Source organism: Metamycoplasma auris, from assembly GCF_003253435.1.
GTDB lineage: Bacteria > Bacillota_I > Bacilli_A > Mycoplasmatales > Metamycoplasmataceae > Metamycoplasma > Metamycoplasma auris.
This window is the reverse complement of sequence record NZ_QKUB01000004.1, coordinates 44985-62226: the sequence shown is the minus strand read 5'-3', so window position 1 is coordinate 62226 and position 17242 is coordinate 44985. Positions and strand designations below refer to the sequence as shown.

Sequence of the window (17242 nt, the reverse complement as noted above, 5' to 3'; positions counted from 1 at the left end):
TTTTTTTTGCCAAAGTTGCAGCAAAAAGTTAAAAAATCCATCAAAATGAGGGGATTCTTAGCTAATCATTATGTTTTATTTTTGTCCGGTATTTGGGGGTCTGTGCTTTTTTAGTTAACAAAAAACCACAGCAAATGCTGTGGAAAAAGTATTTATTAGTTTAAACTTTTAAGACTATTTAGTCAACCATTAACTAATTTTGAATTACTTTCTTTATTAGGATCTATTTTCTTAGGCACTAAATTTGCATTTGTTGCTTTTTCTTCATTAGCTTTTTGTTTCTTAAGAATATCTTCTATGCTAAATTCATTAACTTTTTTTGGTTCTTTATTAGTTTTTGATTGATATTTATAAATGTCTCTACCTCAAACTTCATAAATATAAGTTGAAGCTGCAAGAGCTTTTTCTTCCTGAGATTTTTCTTTTGGAGTATTAGTTTCTGGATTAGTTGCAGGAGTTGTTGTTGAAGTTTCACCTTCTTTGTTTTTGTCAGGGTTTTTTTCTGGATTTTTAGCAGGAGATTTTTCTTCGTTTTGTTTATTAGTTCCATTGCAGTTTGCAGCAACTAATGGTAATGATACTAATGAAGCAACACTACCTAAAGAGAATAGTATTTTGTTGATTTTTTTCATTATTTAATTTCCCAATTTTTCTTAAATATTCAAATATTAATTTGTCTTAAATTAAGCAATTCTTAATTGCTATATCAAATTCTACTTTTTTTTTTTTTTTTTTTGCCAAAGTTGCAAAAAAAGGGTAAAAAATCGAGAAATTTGCCTAAAATTAAGTATTTTTTTGACTAAAATAACTCTTTTTATTTTTGTCCAGTATTTGGGAAATATACAATTTTAGCCCCAAAAATAAATAAAAAAGTCTCCTTAAAATAAGGAAACTAGTTTATAGGAATTAATTTTATTTTAGATCTTTTAGTTGAGGGAATAAAAGAATATCTCTAATTGAATCATTTTGAGTTAAAAGCATAATTAAACGATCAATTCCAATACCACATCCCCCTGTTGGAGGAAGTCCATATTCTAGGGCATTAATGAAATCTCAATCAATTTCATTTGCTTCTTCATTACCATTTTCTCTTTCTTCAAGTTGTGATTCAAATCTTTGAAGTTGATCAATTGGATCAGATAATTCAGTAAACATATTTGCAAATTCTTTTGTACCGATGAATAATTCGGCTCTTTGCGTAAATCTTTCGTCATCTAATTCTTTAAATGCAAGTGGACTGATTTCAATTGGATGACCATAAACAAATGTAGGTTGAATTAATGTTTCTTCAATATATTTTTCAAATAATTCATTAATTACATGTCCTAATTTATAGTATTTTTCAACCTTGATATTGTGTTTTTTTGCTAGTTCAATTGCTTGTTCATCATTTAATTTACGAACATCAATACCGATTTTTTGCGATACCGCATCCACCATATTGATTCTTGCAAAAGGATATTTGAATTCAATATCATAACCATTAAACTTCACTTTTTCAATCCCAAGTTTATTGGTTAGATGTTTAAATACACCTTCTGTTCTTTCCATCATTCCTCACATATCTGAATATGCTTCATAGAATTCAATTGAAGTAAATTCAGGATTATGTGTACTATCTACACCTTCATTTCTAAAAATACGTCCAATTTCATAAACTCTTTCAAAACCACCAACTATACATTTTTTTAAAGGTAATTCAGTCGCGATTCTTAGATAGAAATTACGGTTTAGAGCATTATAGAATGTAATAAAAGGTTTAGCGGCAGCACCTCCTAGAATTGGTTGCAACACAGGAGTATCAACTTCCAAGTAATCTAAGTTATCAAAAAACTCTCTTACACCTTTAATAATTTTAGTTCTTAGAATGAATGTCTTTTTTGATTCTTCATTAACAATTGTATCTACATATCGATGTCTTCTTTTTTCTTCTGGATCAACAAGTCCATGGTATTTATCAGGAAGCGGTTTTAGTGCCTTTGTTAGAAGAGTTATTTTCTTTGATTTAATTACTAGGGCTTCTGTGTTAGTTTTAGAAACATATCCATCAACACTAATAATGTCTCCTAAATCAAGTTGTTTTATAATCTCAACTGATTCTTCATCTAGGGTTTTTTTGTCAAAGTAGATTTGCATCGTTGCATCACGATCAACTAAAACTAAAAATGGCCCTCTTTGTGCAATAACTCTTCCATTGAAGGTTACAAATTTTTGTTGTGCATCAATTTCATCACGACTTATATTTGCATATAAATCAATTATTTCTTTTGATGTAATTGTAGGTTTAATTGTGGAATTAAATGCTCTTATGTTTTTAGATGCTAATGATGTTACTTTTTCTCTTCTAATTTGTTCTTGTTCTGAATATTTTTTTTCCATAAATTTAGTCTTTCTTATAAATACACTTATGAATCCTAATCATAGTAAGGAATTATGTGAATGTGTGTTCTAAATACCGATTGATCTGCAGATTCATTATTATTAACAACTAATTTAAATCCGGATGCATTTAATTTTTCAGTTCATTCTAATGCTAACTTACGTGCTTTAGTAATAAGGATCTTCAAGTTATCATCCTCAATGTCATAAAGATTTCTTGAATATTCTTTTGGAACAACCAAAAAATGTCCCTTTTGTACTGGTTTAATGTCTAAAAACGCAATGACGTCTGCATCTTCATAAATGATAGTTGACGGAATTTCTCTATCAATTACTCTTTGAAATATATCTTTTTCCATATATCTTATATTAGTCCCACTTGTTTAAATATTTCTAATATTGTTGGATCAAAATCCTTTAGTTCAAATCCTAAATAATCTCTAATATATTTATTTGCTTCTCTAAATAATTCATTACCTTTAGCAATCACAATGTGATTTGCAATTTTACTTTGTTCTTCTTTTGATTCTCAAGGAGTTTTATCTAAAGTTAACTTACCTTTTTCAACTTCTTTTCCTTCTTTATCTTTTTGCTTATTAGAATTAAATAAAGGAGCTATCTTGATAACATAAGCAGCATCAACTTTTTTATCCTTAATCATATTTACTGTTTTAGGATATTTATCTAAATTAAATTTAAGCTCCTTTTGATCTGCTTCGAATTTTGAATCTTTCTTTTCAAGTACGGCTGTGAAATCATAGTAATGTCTTTTACCTAAAGATTCAACTGATAGACGCATTGGCACTCTAACGTTTGTTCCTGAATAAGTAATATCTCCAACTATTTCATAGATTAGTTTGTATTTTTGTTGAGACCCATTATTCATAGTTAATTCTTTAGTAAATCTATTCTTGTTACTATTATCTCTAGTTAATCCTTCAAATTCAATGTCTTCTGCACTTAATTTATCTGATTCTTTAAGTTTTGATACTTTACTATTTAATTGACTTGTAGCTTTAATTTTTGGTAACTTACTTTCTTTTTCAAGAATTGAAACAAATTTGAAGTAATCTTGATCTAAAACTTGATTTGTATTTGGATTTAAGAATCCAAAGACTGGTGACTGAGTATTTTTTAGCGCTTCAAAAGAATTATTTAAATCTCCTGATGTAGCAGTATTTTGTTGAATACCTTGAAATGCTCTTAAAGTTTCTAGGTCATTTTTTCCATTGCTATATTCAGATTTTCCAGATGCGATGATAAAGTCTTTATATTTGGCTACTGGATTATAGTCATACTTAACTTTATTTTCTGAAGCATATGAAGCTAAATCATTAAAGTCTTTGAAGTTTGCAACATTAGCAAAACCAATTCTTAAATTCATATCTTGATCGTCAGTAAATGATCATTTTTCTATAATTGGATTTTCAACCAATCATTTAACTAAATATAGGTTGTCAGCCTTCAAATCAAGCGCTTCATAAATTTCTTTTTTGGTTTTTGATGTTGAGTCTTTTTTAATATCTGATTCTAAACTAACTTGATGTTTATCTAAACCTTTATCATTAACAGAAAGTTTTTTAAATTCCTCTCTTGATTTAAGTAAATAAAGTTTAGATATTAAAAGTTTTTGTACTTCTAGTCTTCAATTAAATGCTAAAGGTTTAGAGTTCTTAAGAATAAAGATAAATTGATCTTCTGTTGGTATTGTATCCGGTGTTGGAGCAAAATTTGAAGTCTCAATATCTAATTTAATAAATTCTTGTTTAAGGTTTCAAAATATTTGAGGGTTTTCTTCTAGTTTCTTAGCAGCAAATGGTTTAAAGACATCATATAAATCTTTATATAATTGAGTGTTTTTTTGTTCAATTGCCTTTAGTATTCTATCTTCATTATTTTTTCCAGAAACTTTGGTTAGATCGTTTTTATAAAAAGTATTCAAATATGTATCTATAAGTTCCAAAAATAGTTGATTTTTAGATGTTTGCTCCTTCAAAAAGGAATTTTGAAAACCTGCATTTTCTACTTTAGTATTTGAATTATTTTCTTTTTGACATGAAGCTGAAATAAGAGAAAAAGTAGGAAGTATAGAAGTAGTTAAGGCTAATTTAATTATTAAATTCTTTTTCATTATCTACCTGCTTCCTTTTTCTTATCTAAATCAAATACATAATTAACAACTGTTTCAAATAAATATGTTGTTGCATCCTTACCATTTTGATTACTATTGCATTCAATAGTCACCATATTTTTTGATGCATCATATTTGTAATCAGTGTATAGATTTTGCTCAACTTGTTTTTTAATGAATTTCTTAATTTGATCAAATTTAGTATTTACAATTGATGTCTTGGTTGTTTGTTCAAAGGTTGAAATATACTTCTTAGCATCCTTTAAATCTTGATCATTGAATGATCTTTCTTTATTTGCATCTAATGGAGTAAATTTCTTATCCTTGATATATTTTGTAAAATCAGAATTTTCTTTACTTAATAGGTCGCTAAATTGGAATTCCGCTGAACTTGTAATTTGAGAGAAGATTGAACTTAAATCAAATAATTCAGAAGTAAAAGTTGATTTGTAGTTAGCTTTTGATTTAATTCCTAAATCCTTAATAATTAAGTTTTTAATTTGTTCTTCACTCTTAAATTGATGAATATTTTGAACAAGGATACCTTTTTCAGTCACTGATACAAAATTACTTCCTACTTTATAGATTGAACTAATTCTATAGTCTTTAGTCCCAGTGCCTCCATTTGATCCATTCATAGCAAATGTATCTCTGAAAGCAACGCCAAAGATATCATTTATCTTTTTATCATCAAGTTTTTCAATGATTTCTTTAATTTTTGCATTGTATTTGGCGTATTTATGAATTTCAGTTTGAGTATTAGTTCCTGTGGTTGTAGATGATGAAGTACTATCTCCTCTACCTTCTCTTATTCTAAGTGATCTAGTTACTCTAGAAGGTGAACTAGCGGATGAAGTAGCACCATTCCCATTTAATGCTTCCTTAAGTTCTTTAGAAAAAGTATAATCTATTTTTTCAAACTTCTTAAACTCAGATGATTCAGTCAATGCTTTAACTAGGTTTTTCTTTAAATCTTCAAATAAGTTACTCTTATCTGTATGTTTATATATTCCTTTATTTCCATTTACACTTGGTTCACCTAATACTATTGAAAGTAAATTTAAGTATGTTGATGGATCTGAGGATGAAATAGTTTGATCTAAATTAATAAAACCCTTTGATCCAAATTTATTGGCATTTGATGTATCAGATGAGACTCTTTCAATTAGCAATTTATCATTTTTTGCCTTGATTTCATCTTGATCAGTAATAGTAGAAGTATTATCTTGATCCTTAATTAAAGTACTAAATCCAGCGAAATCTTTTATTCGATCAATTCCTAACTTAATTTCTTGTTTCTTGTCAGCACTACTTGTACTTGTAGTAGTTTCATATGCAGAAAAATTTAATAATTTAATAATTTCATCTTTATTTACTTTTCATGGTTTTTCTGCTCCAGTTTCATCTTGTTTTGCAGAAAGCATGAATTCAGATAAAATTGCTTGTTTTTCAGCTAACCATGGTTTGATAAATCTAAGTGGGTCTTTAAATTCCTTAACAAAAGATTTGGTAGTAAAGATTGGAACTTTAATTTCAGATTTCTTATCATGACTGTGTTCAATTGAATCTTCTTTTGGAAGTACATAATGAACATTTTCTTTGAATCCAAAATGATCAGCTAAAGAAATCTTTTGACCTTTTTTTGCAATCTCAATTTCTTTACCATTGATTGTATAGGATACATCCTTATTCGCAATAATTCCATTTTTTAATTCTTCATAAGTTCAATCATTATTAACTTCTGTTTTATAACCCAAATAAGCTACTTTTTCAATTTCTTGATTAATTCTATATTCCAAAGCTTGCTTTTCATTTTTAGATTTTCCTCATTTATCAGTACCTAATTCTTCAAGAAATTTTTCTTCTCATTTCTTTTCAAGACCATGTTGTTTTTGATATTGCTTTTTAATATCATTAATTTCATCTTGAATTTTCTTTTTGATTTGGTCTCATGAATCAAGAGCAAAAGTTTTTTCATCGCTTTTTGCTTTATTTGCATTATAGATAGCTTGATATTTTAAAGAAGCTTCATATTCTTTTTCATATAGGAATTTACTTATATTGCTTTTAATTGCTTCAAAGGTATGCTTATTTTTATTTTGGGTTACTGGATTTTTATCAATATCTCCATAGTTAATTTGAGTTATTTTTCCATTGTTATCAATTGTAAAAAGACCGCTAGTATCTTTTCTTACTGGCGATGGTTTTGGAAGTGCTTTGGATGCTTGCGCTAAAGGAATTCCAATCCCCGCAGCAATGGCTGCAGAAATGGCTGTTGCTCAAAAAGCACCTCAAAGAATTCTTTTTCTTTTAGTTTTTTGTTCAGTTGTCTTATTTTTTTTCATTTTTTCTGACATATTTGCCTTTCATGAAACTTAAATATACAAAAAGAAATTATTTTTTAAATTTAGTGCATATTTTTCAAGTTTTAAATGTAATTTAAAATAATACAATAAATTTTACCATTTTTTAGCATTATCTTATATGTTAGCTAATAAGTGAGAAACCTAAAATAAAATAAGAAAAATAAGAGATTTTACTACTTAAAAATTAGATTAAATATTTCAATCTTCTTTTATAATTTTTTTTATGTCAATGACAAAAATTTTTGAAAATAAAGAAAAAATTCTTGCTTCATTTATTGAAATATGCAACGAAAATTCACTTTGATATAGTTTAGATGGCAACAGTTTACTTGCTGCAATCAATAATTTGGATTATTGATATAACGCTGATCACTATGAAGTATTTATGACTTTTGAATCATACGAAAAATTAAAGCAACTATATCCAAAAAAGATTCTTGATGCAACAATGCATTCGGATTATTATTCTTTACAAAACAAATTTCTAGAAGATATTAGTTTAATGAATGAAGATTCAGCATTTATTAATATCAACATAATAATTCCAACAGCAGTTAAAAAAATTCATTCTTTTTTTAATCTAAAAAATAAAATTAAAAGTTTTTGTTTGCATTATTATTCAATGGATAAAAGTGACATTTATGCAGTTAGACAAAAAATAAGAATATCTAGATTAATCAAACCTTTTATTAAAGGATTAAATTACAAAGATTTTAATGAATTTTTGTATGACAAAAAATATGAAGGATTCCTTATAACTAGTCCTTTAATCAATAGAGGCGCATTAAGAAAATGACTTACAAATACTAATTTCGAGCGTATAAAAATTAAGAAAAATAATCTAGAAATTTATGTTATTGCTGAATATCAAAATTATTTAAAAAATCTTTTTGGAAGTAGTTGAAAACAAATCTCACAAATTAGTATTCCATATTATTACATTGATACTAAAAATATCATTAAAAATTAAAAAACCTTCTTAATTTATGTTGAAAAAATAAAAAGTACCTCCTAGTTTTTTTATCCTAGAAGGTATTTTTTAATTTTATTTTATTGCTTATTTTTTTCAATTAGTCACTTACGCTCTTGACTAATAATTTCCTTAATTCTTCCAAGTTCTAAGTAAATAACCTTGTCTGCTAGAAGAGCAACATCTGGATCATGCGAAACAATGATAATTGTAGTTCCATAATCACGATTAATTTCTTGAAGGATTTTTAAAACAATTTGTCCTGTTTTTTCATCAAGAGCTCCAGTTGGCTCATCAGCCACAAGAATATCTGCATTTTTAGCAATTGCTCTTAGAATTGAAACTCTTTGTTGTTGCCCTCCTGACATCTGCGATGGGTATTTATACATACACTCTTCTAAATCAAAGTCTTTAAATAGTTTCTTAATGTCTAAATGCTTAGTTTTATTGCGTTGCAAGTAAGCTCCTGTTTCAACATTATCATAACTATTTAAATTTTGAAGGAGATTATAGTTTTGAAAAATAAATGAAATATTATCTCTCCGAAAAATTGTTTGTTTCGAATCGCTTAAATAAGGCAAACTTACATCATTAACAACAACTTCACCTGAGGTAGGACGATCTAGAGCACTAATTATATTTAATAGTGTTGATTTTCCAGATCCAGATTTCCCATATAAAATCGCAATCTCACCTCTTTTTATTTTAAAAGAAACTCCCATTAAAACATCAGTTGCAACATTACCAGATAAATATGTTTTTTTAACATCATCCACCTCAACAATATAACCTTCAGAGTTAGTCTTTTTTTCTTTACCATCTTTTTTTCTTGGTTTATTATTGCCTAACTTGAATTTCTTAAGTGTCGATGAATCAAGAACTTTGATATTTAAACCTTCATCCTTAATTTCAAAAGGTTCCTTGTGCTTAATAATATCAATAATGTTTAACTTATTTAAATCATTTTTTTGTTGCTTATTTGTTTCTTTTTTTTCTTTTGATTTATTAGGCATTATTTTCCTTTCAATGCATCAATTGGTTTAATCTTATTTAGACTTCTTCAAGTTGCCATTGAAGTTAGTGCAAATACTGTTAAACAAAGAGCTGCTGAAATAATTATTGTTGAATGATTTAAGACAAGTGGCAATACAATCTGTGAGGTTGCCATCATAAAGGCATTGAATGCTGAAATTAAAGCTAGGGTAACTGGAATCATTAATAAACAAGCAAATAAGATAGCTGGAATAAAATTAGCAAAGAATAACATTACTTTTTCAGCATTTGTGTAACCTAAAACTGAGAATGTTGCTATTGCTCTTTGGTTTGAGGCAATCATAATGTTAGTAATAACAATTAGAATAATAATTGAAATTAATAATGACATGATAATGAAAGCAATTAGGATGATATTAACAGTTTTTGATATTCCAGTTATAAATCCTGCTTCAATATCTTTACTATTAACATTAAATGAGGCTCCAAACATAATATTTTTTCCATAGATTGCTTGTGGGCTTGATCCATAGAATTTAGTTAAGACATTTCTTGCTAAACTCTTAAATTCCTCATTCGTGTTTTGATATTTAACTATTCTATTAAATTGATCTTCATTAATCTTTAATAGTTTAAATAATGAATCCTTATAGTTCAGTTTTGCTTCAATGTGAGCTTCATTGTAAGCTTCTACATTATGTTCATAGACTGATTTGTAATTTAGACCCTTATCTGAAATAAAGATACGTTTAAAGAATTCTCAAATTTCTTGGTCATTTGAATTTTCAGCATCAAATGTTGCAGCTGCCCCTCAGAAACCTGTTGATGAATAAGTTGTTAACGTATCAATAGTTTGCACTGGCGTTGAATCATTTGAAAGAATTCCGTTGAATGCATCATACTTACGCTCGAATTCTTCTTTAATTTGCTTTTCTTTATTTGGATTTAAGAAAATCGCATTTTCCAATTCTAATTTACGAGCATCTTTTAGGCGTTTAGATAAACTATCAAAACCTAAAATTCGATCAAGTGCATCCTTTGTTGTCACAAATTCTTCATTAATATAAGTATCTGAGACATCAATAACTTCAAATTTATATTTTGTTTGCGGTGCTTTTTGATTTAGAGCCTTATAACTAAATCTATCAACATGATTTAGAATATCTAAATTAATTATTGATCCGACTTTTAGCTTATATTTCTTCTCTGAAACTGTATTCACTATAATTGGAATATTTGAACCAGAGTAGTTTCTTAATTTCTTTTGGAGATTTTCATTTGCCTTGTTACGGATTGAAATGAAACGGCTATTATCATAATATCCATAAACTTTAATTTCTTTATTTCCAAGTAATGCTTTAGCATATGTGTATTTTTCATTTGTTGCATCATTTCAATATACACCACCAAAGGAAACAAAGAAATCTAAGCTTGGAATTTTACGATATGCATTAACTAAGAAGTTTCTATATTCTTGTCTATATTTGGCAGTTGAGACTGCTTTAGGTTTTTGATATACTTGTTCATCTTTATTTCATTCAATAAATTTGAATGATTCATTAACATTAGCTACATTATTTGTAAATCAGAAGAAACTAGTTCGATTTGAAAGATCCTCTTCCTTGCCTGCTTCAAGATCTTTTTTAAATTTTTGAAGATCTCTAACTGCAATAATATCATCTTTATTTGTTGTTGTAATACTTAGATAATCACCTTTTTTTGCTTTAGCTTTTTTAATGTCAACTAAATTTTGTGTATCCCTTATTTGTCTTGAGACTCTTACAAAGATTTGCGCCACTCTAGCACGTTGCGTTTCGGGCATATTAGCATAAGTAATATCTCAAGGACTAAGTTCGACAGCTAAATCCAAAAGAATATCAAGTGATGATTTTGTTAAAACAACTGGCTCAAATTTCTTTTGAATTACATCAGTATTAAACGAATCTCCCGGACGCAAGAAATTAGGATTAGCATAATCTAATTGACTTCCATTTGAGGAGGTGCTTCCAGCTAAATCATTTGGTACATATAGTAAGGAATTAATATCGCTCTTATTATATGTAACATATGGTCCACCTTCTGTTGTTGGTGTTTCTAAATCTAGTTTAAATTTATATAGTCTATCTTTATAAGTTTTTGTGATTGCTTTATTAAAAATATTATTTGATGATAAGAAGAACATTGAAATTAGCGATGTTGTGGAGAATGCTAAGAATAATGAAAACATCTTTCAGAAATTATTTAGTGCCATTGAAGCAATAAATCTAACCTTAACTGGCAATCTTCTGAACATTGCTGAAATTCTTTGGGCAAAGTTACCGACACTAACTTCAACAATTCCACTCATCAATTCAGTTGGTTTCTTTCTTACTGAAATACTTGTAATAATGAAGATTAGAATACTTACAAAAATAAATGGAACTAGAATTGTAAGAATAAGCGTAATCGCATTGATTGGAATGATGACATTCTCAAGCGTTCAGTACGATGAAAGAATGCTCATTGCTGGTTTTTGAAGGGCGTATCCTAAGATATATCCAAAGAAACTTCCGACAAAAACAGGTATTCATCCAAATGCACAGAATGCTAAAGCAATTTTTGATGTTTTATAACCTTGTGCTCTTAGAATTCCAACAACCTTATTTCTTGCTTCAATGTAACGCTTCATTATGAAATAAACAATAAAGGCAATAAGAATAATTAGAATACTAATTAAATATGCACTAGAACTTCTTATTGTTTTAATAATCGATCTAATTGTAGTTACTCTTATCTTACGTTCTGGATTAATACTATCTAATTCGTCCTTTAAATAAACCTTATTTGGCGAATTTGGATTAATTAGATTGATATCCTTGTTAAAAATTTCTTTTAATTCAGTTGGACTTTTTCCTTTTAGGTATCTATTTTTGCTATCCACTGGTGCTTTAACTAGGGCATATTCTTTGATTGCAAATGTTGGATACGATGAATAAATCCGATCAAAACCTTTTGAATTAACATAGACAATCGCTTGAGATTCAGTATCAACTTGAATATTTTCTTCATTAACAACAGGATATAAATAATCAGCCGTTGCATCAATTCCAATTATTAGATACTCTTGACTATTAATTTTAATCTTATATTTTTCATCAAGAGATTCAATAAAAGCCTGCATTCCAAATGGATCTGATAGATATTTACTAATATCACCTTTATAGACTTCTTTTTTATTCTTAGAAGCATATCCATAGTTTATTTTTGCTAAATATGAACCTGAATCGGTGTATGAGATAATGTTTGAAACACTAATTGGCGTAATAAGTTTTTCAAACATTTTTCTTAATGTCCCTGTGATATTTATGTCAAATAATGTTAAATCCTTATCATTGTTATCTTTTAATACATTATTAAATAAATTATTAAATTTTGAGACATCCAAATCAACTGCTTCATCACTCTTTGATTCAACAAAACTAATTGAATTTGTGTATTGTTGTTTTAGTGCTTCAATTTGTTTACTTATGTCAGTCGCATTTGAGAATCTTAAGTTATTCAATATTTTTTTAACTATGTATGCAATATTACCTTCATTTGGATTAGGACTTAGTGCATAGTACAAAGGAATTTGTGGAAATGAAAGTAAAGTTAATGGATTTAAAAGATTGTTTGGAACATTTAATAGTGCTAAATGATTTCTTAAATTTGTATTATTAATTGTCATTTTGAATGCAAGATCTAATTCGTAATTATTATTAATTAGAGGTTGCAATTCAGAATTTTTATTTGATGTTTTTAAGAATGAATTTATAAACTTATTTAACGCTGCATCGTAGTTAGTTGCTGATTGATTAGCAGATGCAATATAACCCAAATTATAAGTTAACTCATAAGAATTTGCTTTTAGTAAGTCAATAATCTTTTTAATCAAAGTATCATTTGTAATCTTTGCTTTTTCTTTCAGATTTTTCTTAAATGTATTAATTGCATCTGAATTATCTAAAAGTTTCTCAAGTTCCTTATTTGCTAAATTCGTATGTGCATGGGCATAAGGAATTTTAAATGTTGTTGCATTGTAAGATGAATCAGAACCAAAAATAATATTGCTTGATATTGGATTAATAACCTTATCAAAGTTTGTTAGTTGTTCTATAACTTCTTTATTTTTTGCAAAGTTATATAGTTCATTTAGAATTACTTTAATTTGATCAAAACTAAAGATTTTTTTGTATTGCTTTTCAATAATCTTACGTTCTGTTTTTTCATCAATTGTAATCTTATCAGCATCACGCTCAATGTAATTTAGTAAGTATGCTAACTTAATTCATAAACTATACGTTACAAATTCATTTTTAATGATTGAATATTCCTTATCTCCAAGAAAAATTGGATTTATTGCATATTGCACAATTAAGTTATGTAATTTTTTTAGAATTGGTAAGTCTTTATTCTCTGATTTTTCATCAATCATTGCTGATCAATATGCTAAATCTCCATAGGTTTCAATCTTTTTGTTGTCGCCATCAATTTTGAAATCATAATTTCCATCAACTGGTTTTAGATTTTTTGGATGAATTTTCTTAATAAATTCATAGTAATTTGTTAACTTAGTTTTAATTAATTCTAAGTTATTTAATTCAACTTCTTGAACTAGAGCTTCATTTCTAATGAAGTTTAATTCATTTTGACTTAATTTTAGAAGTGATTTTGATTTGATTGCACTATCAATCTTTCCGATTACTCTTTGAATATCATTTAAATTTAAGGCATTAATTGAAACTGCTGTTGATCTAACTTTGTTTTTAGTTATTTGTGCTGGAAAGGCTAATTTTGGAATTATAGATAAATCTAAGATCGAAATTTTTCCATCCTCAGCACTAGGAATTGCAATATTAAGAAGTTCTCCACCTAGTTTTTGTGTTTTATTTGAAAGATTTAAGATTTTGATAATTGCATTTTGAATTTGATTAATTTTTCCATATGAAACATTATTATTGATATCCAAACTTAATGAAGTCATAAATGCGACTAAGTAATCAAATTTATTTAACTCTTCAGTGTTATAGTCATTATAAATTTTTTCATTTGCAACGATTGGATATTTTGTGTGTCTAATAACTTTTTCAAGTGTATTTGTAAACTTAGAGATACTAATATTTGAAATTAAACTCGATAAACCTTGATTAATATTTGAATATTTTTGGTCTTTTGAACCATCAAGATTTTCAAAGAATTTCTTTACTGGCTTAGTTATATCTTCATTATAAGTTTTAGCTTCCTTGTGTGCATTTAATCATTTAGCAAAGAAACTATTTTTTTCATTTTCATCTGGTTTTAGAAACTTTCCAAAATCAACTAAATTAATTAAATCCTTAATTGCATTCTTAAATTTATTTTCATTAACTGATTTAAGTAAGGAAATTACAACACGGTGATTAGATAGAGTTCAATATTTATCAACTGTTGAAGTAAATGGTTTATATGGATGTTTATCATATCATTCATTAATTAGACTTGAAAACTTAATAAAATCAATTGACTTAATCAAATTATTTAAAATATCAAAGATTTTTTCTTTGTCTTTAATGTAACCCAATAAATCAGCTAGACTTAGTTTTAGTTGAGGAATAATATAAACGTCTGAAAAACCTAAGACTTTTGATAACTTATTAATTTCAGTTGCAAAATATGCTTCGTTTTTACTATTTTCAATATATTTTTGTTTGAAGAAGTTAGTTATTCTAACAAAAACATTTTGAATAAATGAGTTTGCATTTGTTGTTGAATATTGAAGATTTCTAGAATTATTATCATTGATAGGATTAATTAGATACTTAATTACATCTAAGATTACTTTTTGTAGAATGAATTGATTTGTTTTACCTACTGATAAAAGTGTATGGAAACCATTAGATTCAACTGAATCACTTACTGCTTTTAGAATTCTTGAAACATCATTCTTATCAAATAATTTAATAAACTCTGAATTTTGAAGTACATCTTGAATTTCTTCAATTAACTTTTTAATTGTATTTTTTTGAACAATTTCTTGAACTAAATCATTAGAGATGGATCCAAAACTTAATGGTAAACTAATTGCATTTCTAAATTGATTGCTTATTACAACTCAACCATTTTTTCCAATTTCACCTCTTACTGTGTAATTGTTTTTAATTAAGTAAGTATAAAGTTCATCTAAATCTAAATAGTCTTTATTATCAACAATAATTTTCTTTCAAACTCTTTCATTTGAAAAACCATCGATAGTTGCTTGATGCAATAAGATATATTTATTAGGAAGAGGCATTGCAATTGCTCCAATAACTGAAGCACCAGCGCTTTTTTGTTCATCATCAGCAGTTGTAATTACTAAAATTTTTCCATTTTGTAATTTCGGAATTTGTGTATTGACAAAGAAATTGTAGTAGTTAACAAATCTAATATCAGCATTGAAATAATTGATATCAGGAGTATAGTTTTTAAAAATATGCTTAATTAAAGGTCTTGTATAAACAGAAGGAATTTTTTTAATTAATGGACTATTTGGATCAGGTTTTAGTAAGAACTTTTCAACTGTATCACTTTCAGAAATACTCTTATTTAGTAATCCTGGATTCAGTGTTTCATTGTATAGTTTTCCAACATTATTTTCAAATCCTGAGATTTTTCTTTCTTTATCTCCTGCATCAACAAAGTGAAATACATTTTTCTTACTTGTATCTTCATTAACTGTTTCAACTGTAATTGACTTTCTGATTCCAAGATTTTCCTTGCCCACTAAACTATCAATTGATCTTAAAATTGAGGTTTTAGCAAAATTTTGGGTACCATTACGAATAAAATCTTGATGTCTTTTTAGACTTCCTAGATCTGAAATACTATAGAATTCATCATCAGAAATAGACTCATTGCCAAACTTATTGAATTCAATTTGTTTAATGTTATGCGCTTCTTGAGCGGATTTAGTTCTAGATTTATTGGAAGGGATATTTTTATTTTCTTTTCTTACATTAGATTTTCAGCCAGTAGCAAAAGTCTTATCTAAGTCATCTCTATCAATTTTTTCATTCTTAACTATTTGTTGAATCTTTGATGGCTCGCTTAGTAATGAGAATTTTGTTGTAATTGTTTTATCCCAATAAGAAAAATATAATTGTTTTTGATATTCAGTCTTATTTGTATTATAGAAGTTAGTTATATATTTATAATATGAACCTTTTCAATTAGATTCTTGTTCTGATAGTTTTTCATTTCAATTTAGAACATAACGGTATCAGTTATATTCAATAGTCTTTTCAGTCTTTCTAATTCAATTTTTTGGAATTGAATAGGTTTTATTTGCTTTAAGTTCAACATATTTAGGAGCATCAACTGAAGCATTGTTATTAGATAATTTAAAGGTTTTTTCTAACTTATCTGTGCTATCAATTGAAGTTGAATTTGTCTTAGCATTCTGTAACTTGATTGTATTATTATTGTTTGAGTTGCTCTTATAATGTCATTCATTTTTAGAACTATCTTTTTCAAATCCAAGTAATTTTAAAACTTCATCTGACTGAACTATATATAGAATTCCATCATCTTTTCATTGATCATAATCACTTAATTCAAATGACGCTTTCTTTTCTTTTAGATTAATAAACAAAGGAGATGCATCAATAACTGCATCATTTGTTGGTTGTGCATTAAGTGGTCCTCTTGGACTTGAAGAAATTGTTAAAATATCTCCTAATGTATAATCATGATTAAAAGTAATTTGATCACTTTCCTTTAGTTGGATTTTTTCTTTAACTAAAGAATTAAAATCTGGTTTGTCATAGATTTTAAATTTCTTGTTGTTATTTGAATCACCACCGAATTGAAAGTTTCCAATTTTTCCTTCATCCGGATTAGTCTTATTAATTTCAAATTGTGTACTTGTTATTTTATGATTGATTTCATCATAATATAACTTTAAGAATTCTTCAGTCGATATATATTTTTCTTTGTATCCATTAGCATCATCCCATCCGCTAATATCTTTAATTTGAATAAAATTCTGTTTTTTGGTTGGAAGATTGATTGAATAAGAAATGTTAGAAGTATTCAATTTAAATTTAATTGGATCTTTTGTTTTAGTAACATTATCTTCTTTAATTTGATCATATCCACTATTCGGTATTATTCCAGAAGGATTTAAATCTAAGTCTGCAGTTAAATCATGTAACTTAGAGACTTTATCATATGAGTTTAGTGTTCTTGAATATGAGGTTCGCACATCGTTCAATAAAGTAAATAAGAAAGTAGTTAAAAATATTAATATGGTTAAACATACTAATGTAACTTTATTCTTAGATAGTGATCGAAAGACCTCTTTGAATAACCTTTTCATCTCTCAATATGCTCCTTGAATAATATTAAATTATTGTAAATTATAGTAGT

8 protein-coding genes are annotated in these 17242 nt (G+C 27.1%); 1 reads left to right on the top strand and 7 read right to left on the bottom strand.

Annotated features, from left to right (window positions below; genetic code table 4):
* Positions 1-155: 155 nt before the first annotated feature.
* The 5 genes from BCF89_RS08105 to BCF89_RS08095 all read right to left on the bottom strand — a co-directional run bounded on the left by BCF89_RS08105 (position 156) and on the right by BCF89_RS08095 (position 6867).
* Positions 156-632: a variable surface lipoprotein gene (locus BCF89_RS08105; RefSeq protein ID WP_111518548.1), complete on the bottom strand. Its 477-nt coding sequence runs from the start codon at positions 630-632 to the stop codon at positions 156-158.
* 280 nt (positions 633-912) lie between these two features.
* Complete coding sequence (gene lysS / locus BCF89_RS02035; protein ID WP_111518546.1) at positions 913-2379, bottom strand: lysine--tRNA ligase; 1467 nt, start codon at positions 2377-2379, stop codon at positions 913-915.
* 35 nt (positions 2380-2414) lie between these two features.
* Positions 2415-2747 (bottom strand): histidine triad protein HinT, encoded by a 333-nt coding sequence (gene hinT, locus BCF89_RS02030; protein ID WP_211305415.1) that lies wholly within the window; start codon positions 2745-2747, stop codon positions 2415-2417.
* Positions 2744-4510, bottom strand: a complete 1767-nt coding sequence (locus tag BCF89_RS08100) for a HinT-interacting membrane complex lipoprotein P60 (RefSeq protein WP_111518542.1) — start codon at positions 4508-4510, stop codon at positions 2744-2746. The genes hinT and BCF89_RS08100 overlap by 4 nt, the downstream gene beginning before the upstream one ends.
* Positions 4510-6867: a HinT-interacting membrane complex protein P80 gene (locus tag BCF89_RS08095; RefSeq protein ID WP_111518540.1), complete on the bottom strand. Its 2358-nt coding sequence runs from the start codon at positions 6865-6867 to the stop codon at positions 4510-4512. Before BCF89_RS08095 ends, BCF89_RS08100 begins: the two co-directional genes overlap by 1 nt.
* A 232-nt stretch (positions 6868-7099) precedes the next feature.
* Here BCF89_RS08095 and BCF89_RS08090 point away from each other — a divergent pair, with 232 nt between their 5' ends.
* Positions 7100-7846, top strand: a complete 747-nt coding sequence (locus BCF89_RS08090; protein ID WP_277870048.1) for a hypothetical protein — start codon at positions 7100-7102, stop codon at positions 7844-7846.
* A gap of 80 nt (positions 7847-7926) precedes the next feature.
* Here BCF89_RS08090 and BCF89_RS02010 read toward each other — a convergent pair whose 3' ends face one another.
* Positions 7927-8859, bottom strand: coding sequence for an ABC transporter ATP-binding protein (locus BCF89_RS02010; protein WP_211305413.1), 933 nt, complete (start codon positions 8857-8859; stop codon positions 7927-7929).
* Entirely contained in the window at positions 8859-17192 is an 8334-nt protein-coding gene (locus tag BCF89_RS08085) for an ABC transporter permease (protein ID WP_111518536.1), read from the bottom strand. The genes BCF89_RS02010 and BCF89_RS08085 overlap by 1 nt, the downstream gene beginning before the upstream one ends.
* Positions 17193-17242 lie beyond the last annotated feature (50 nt).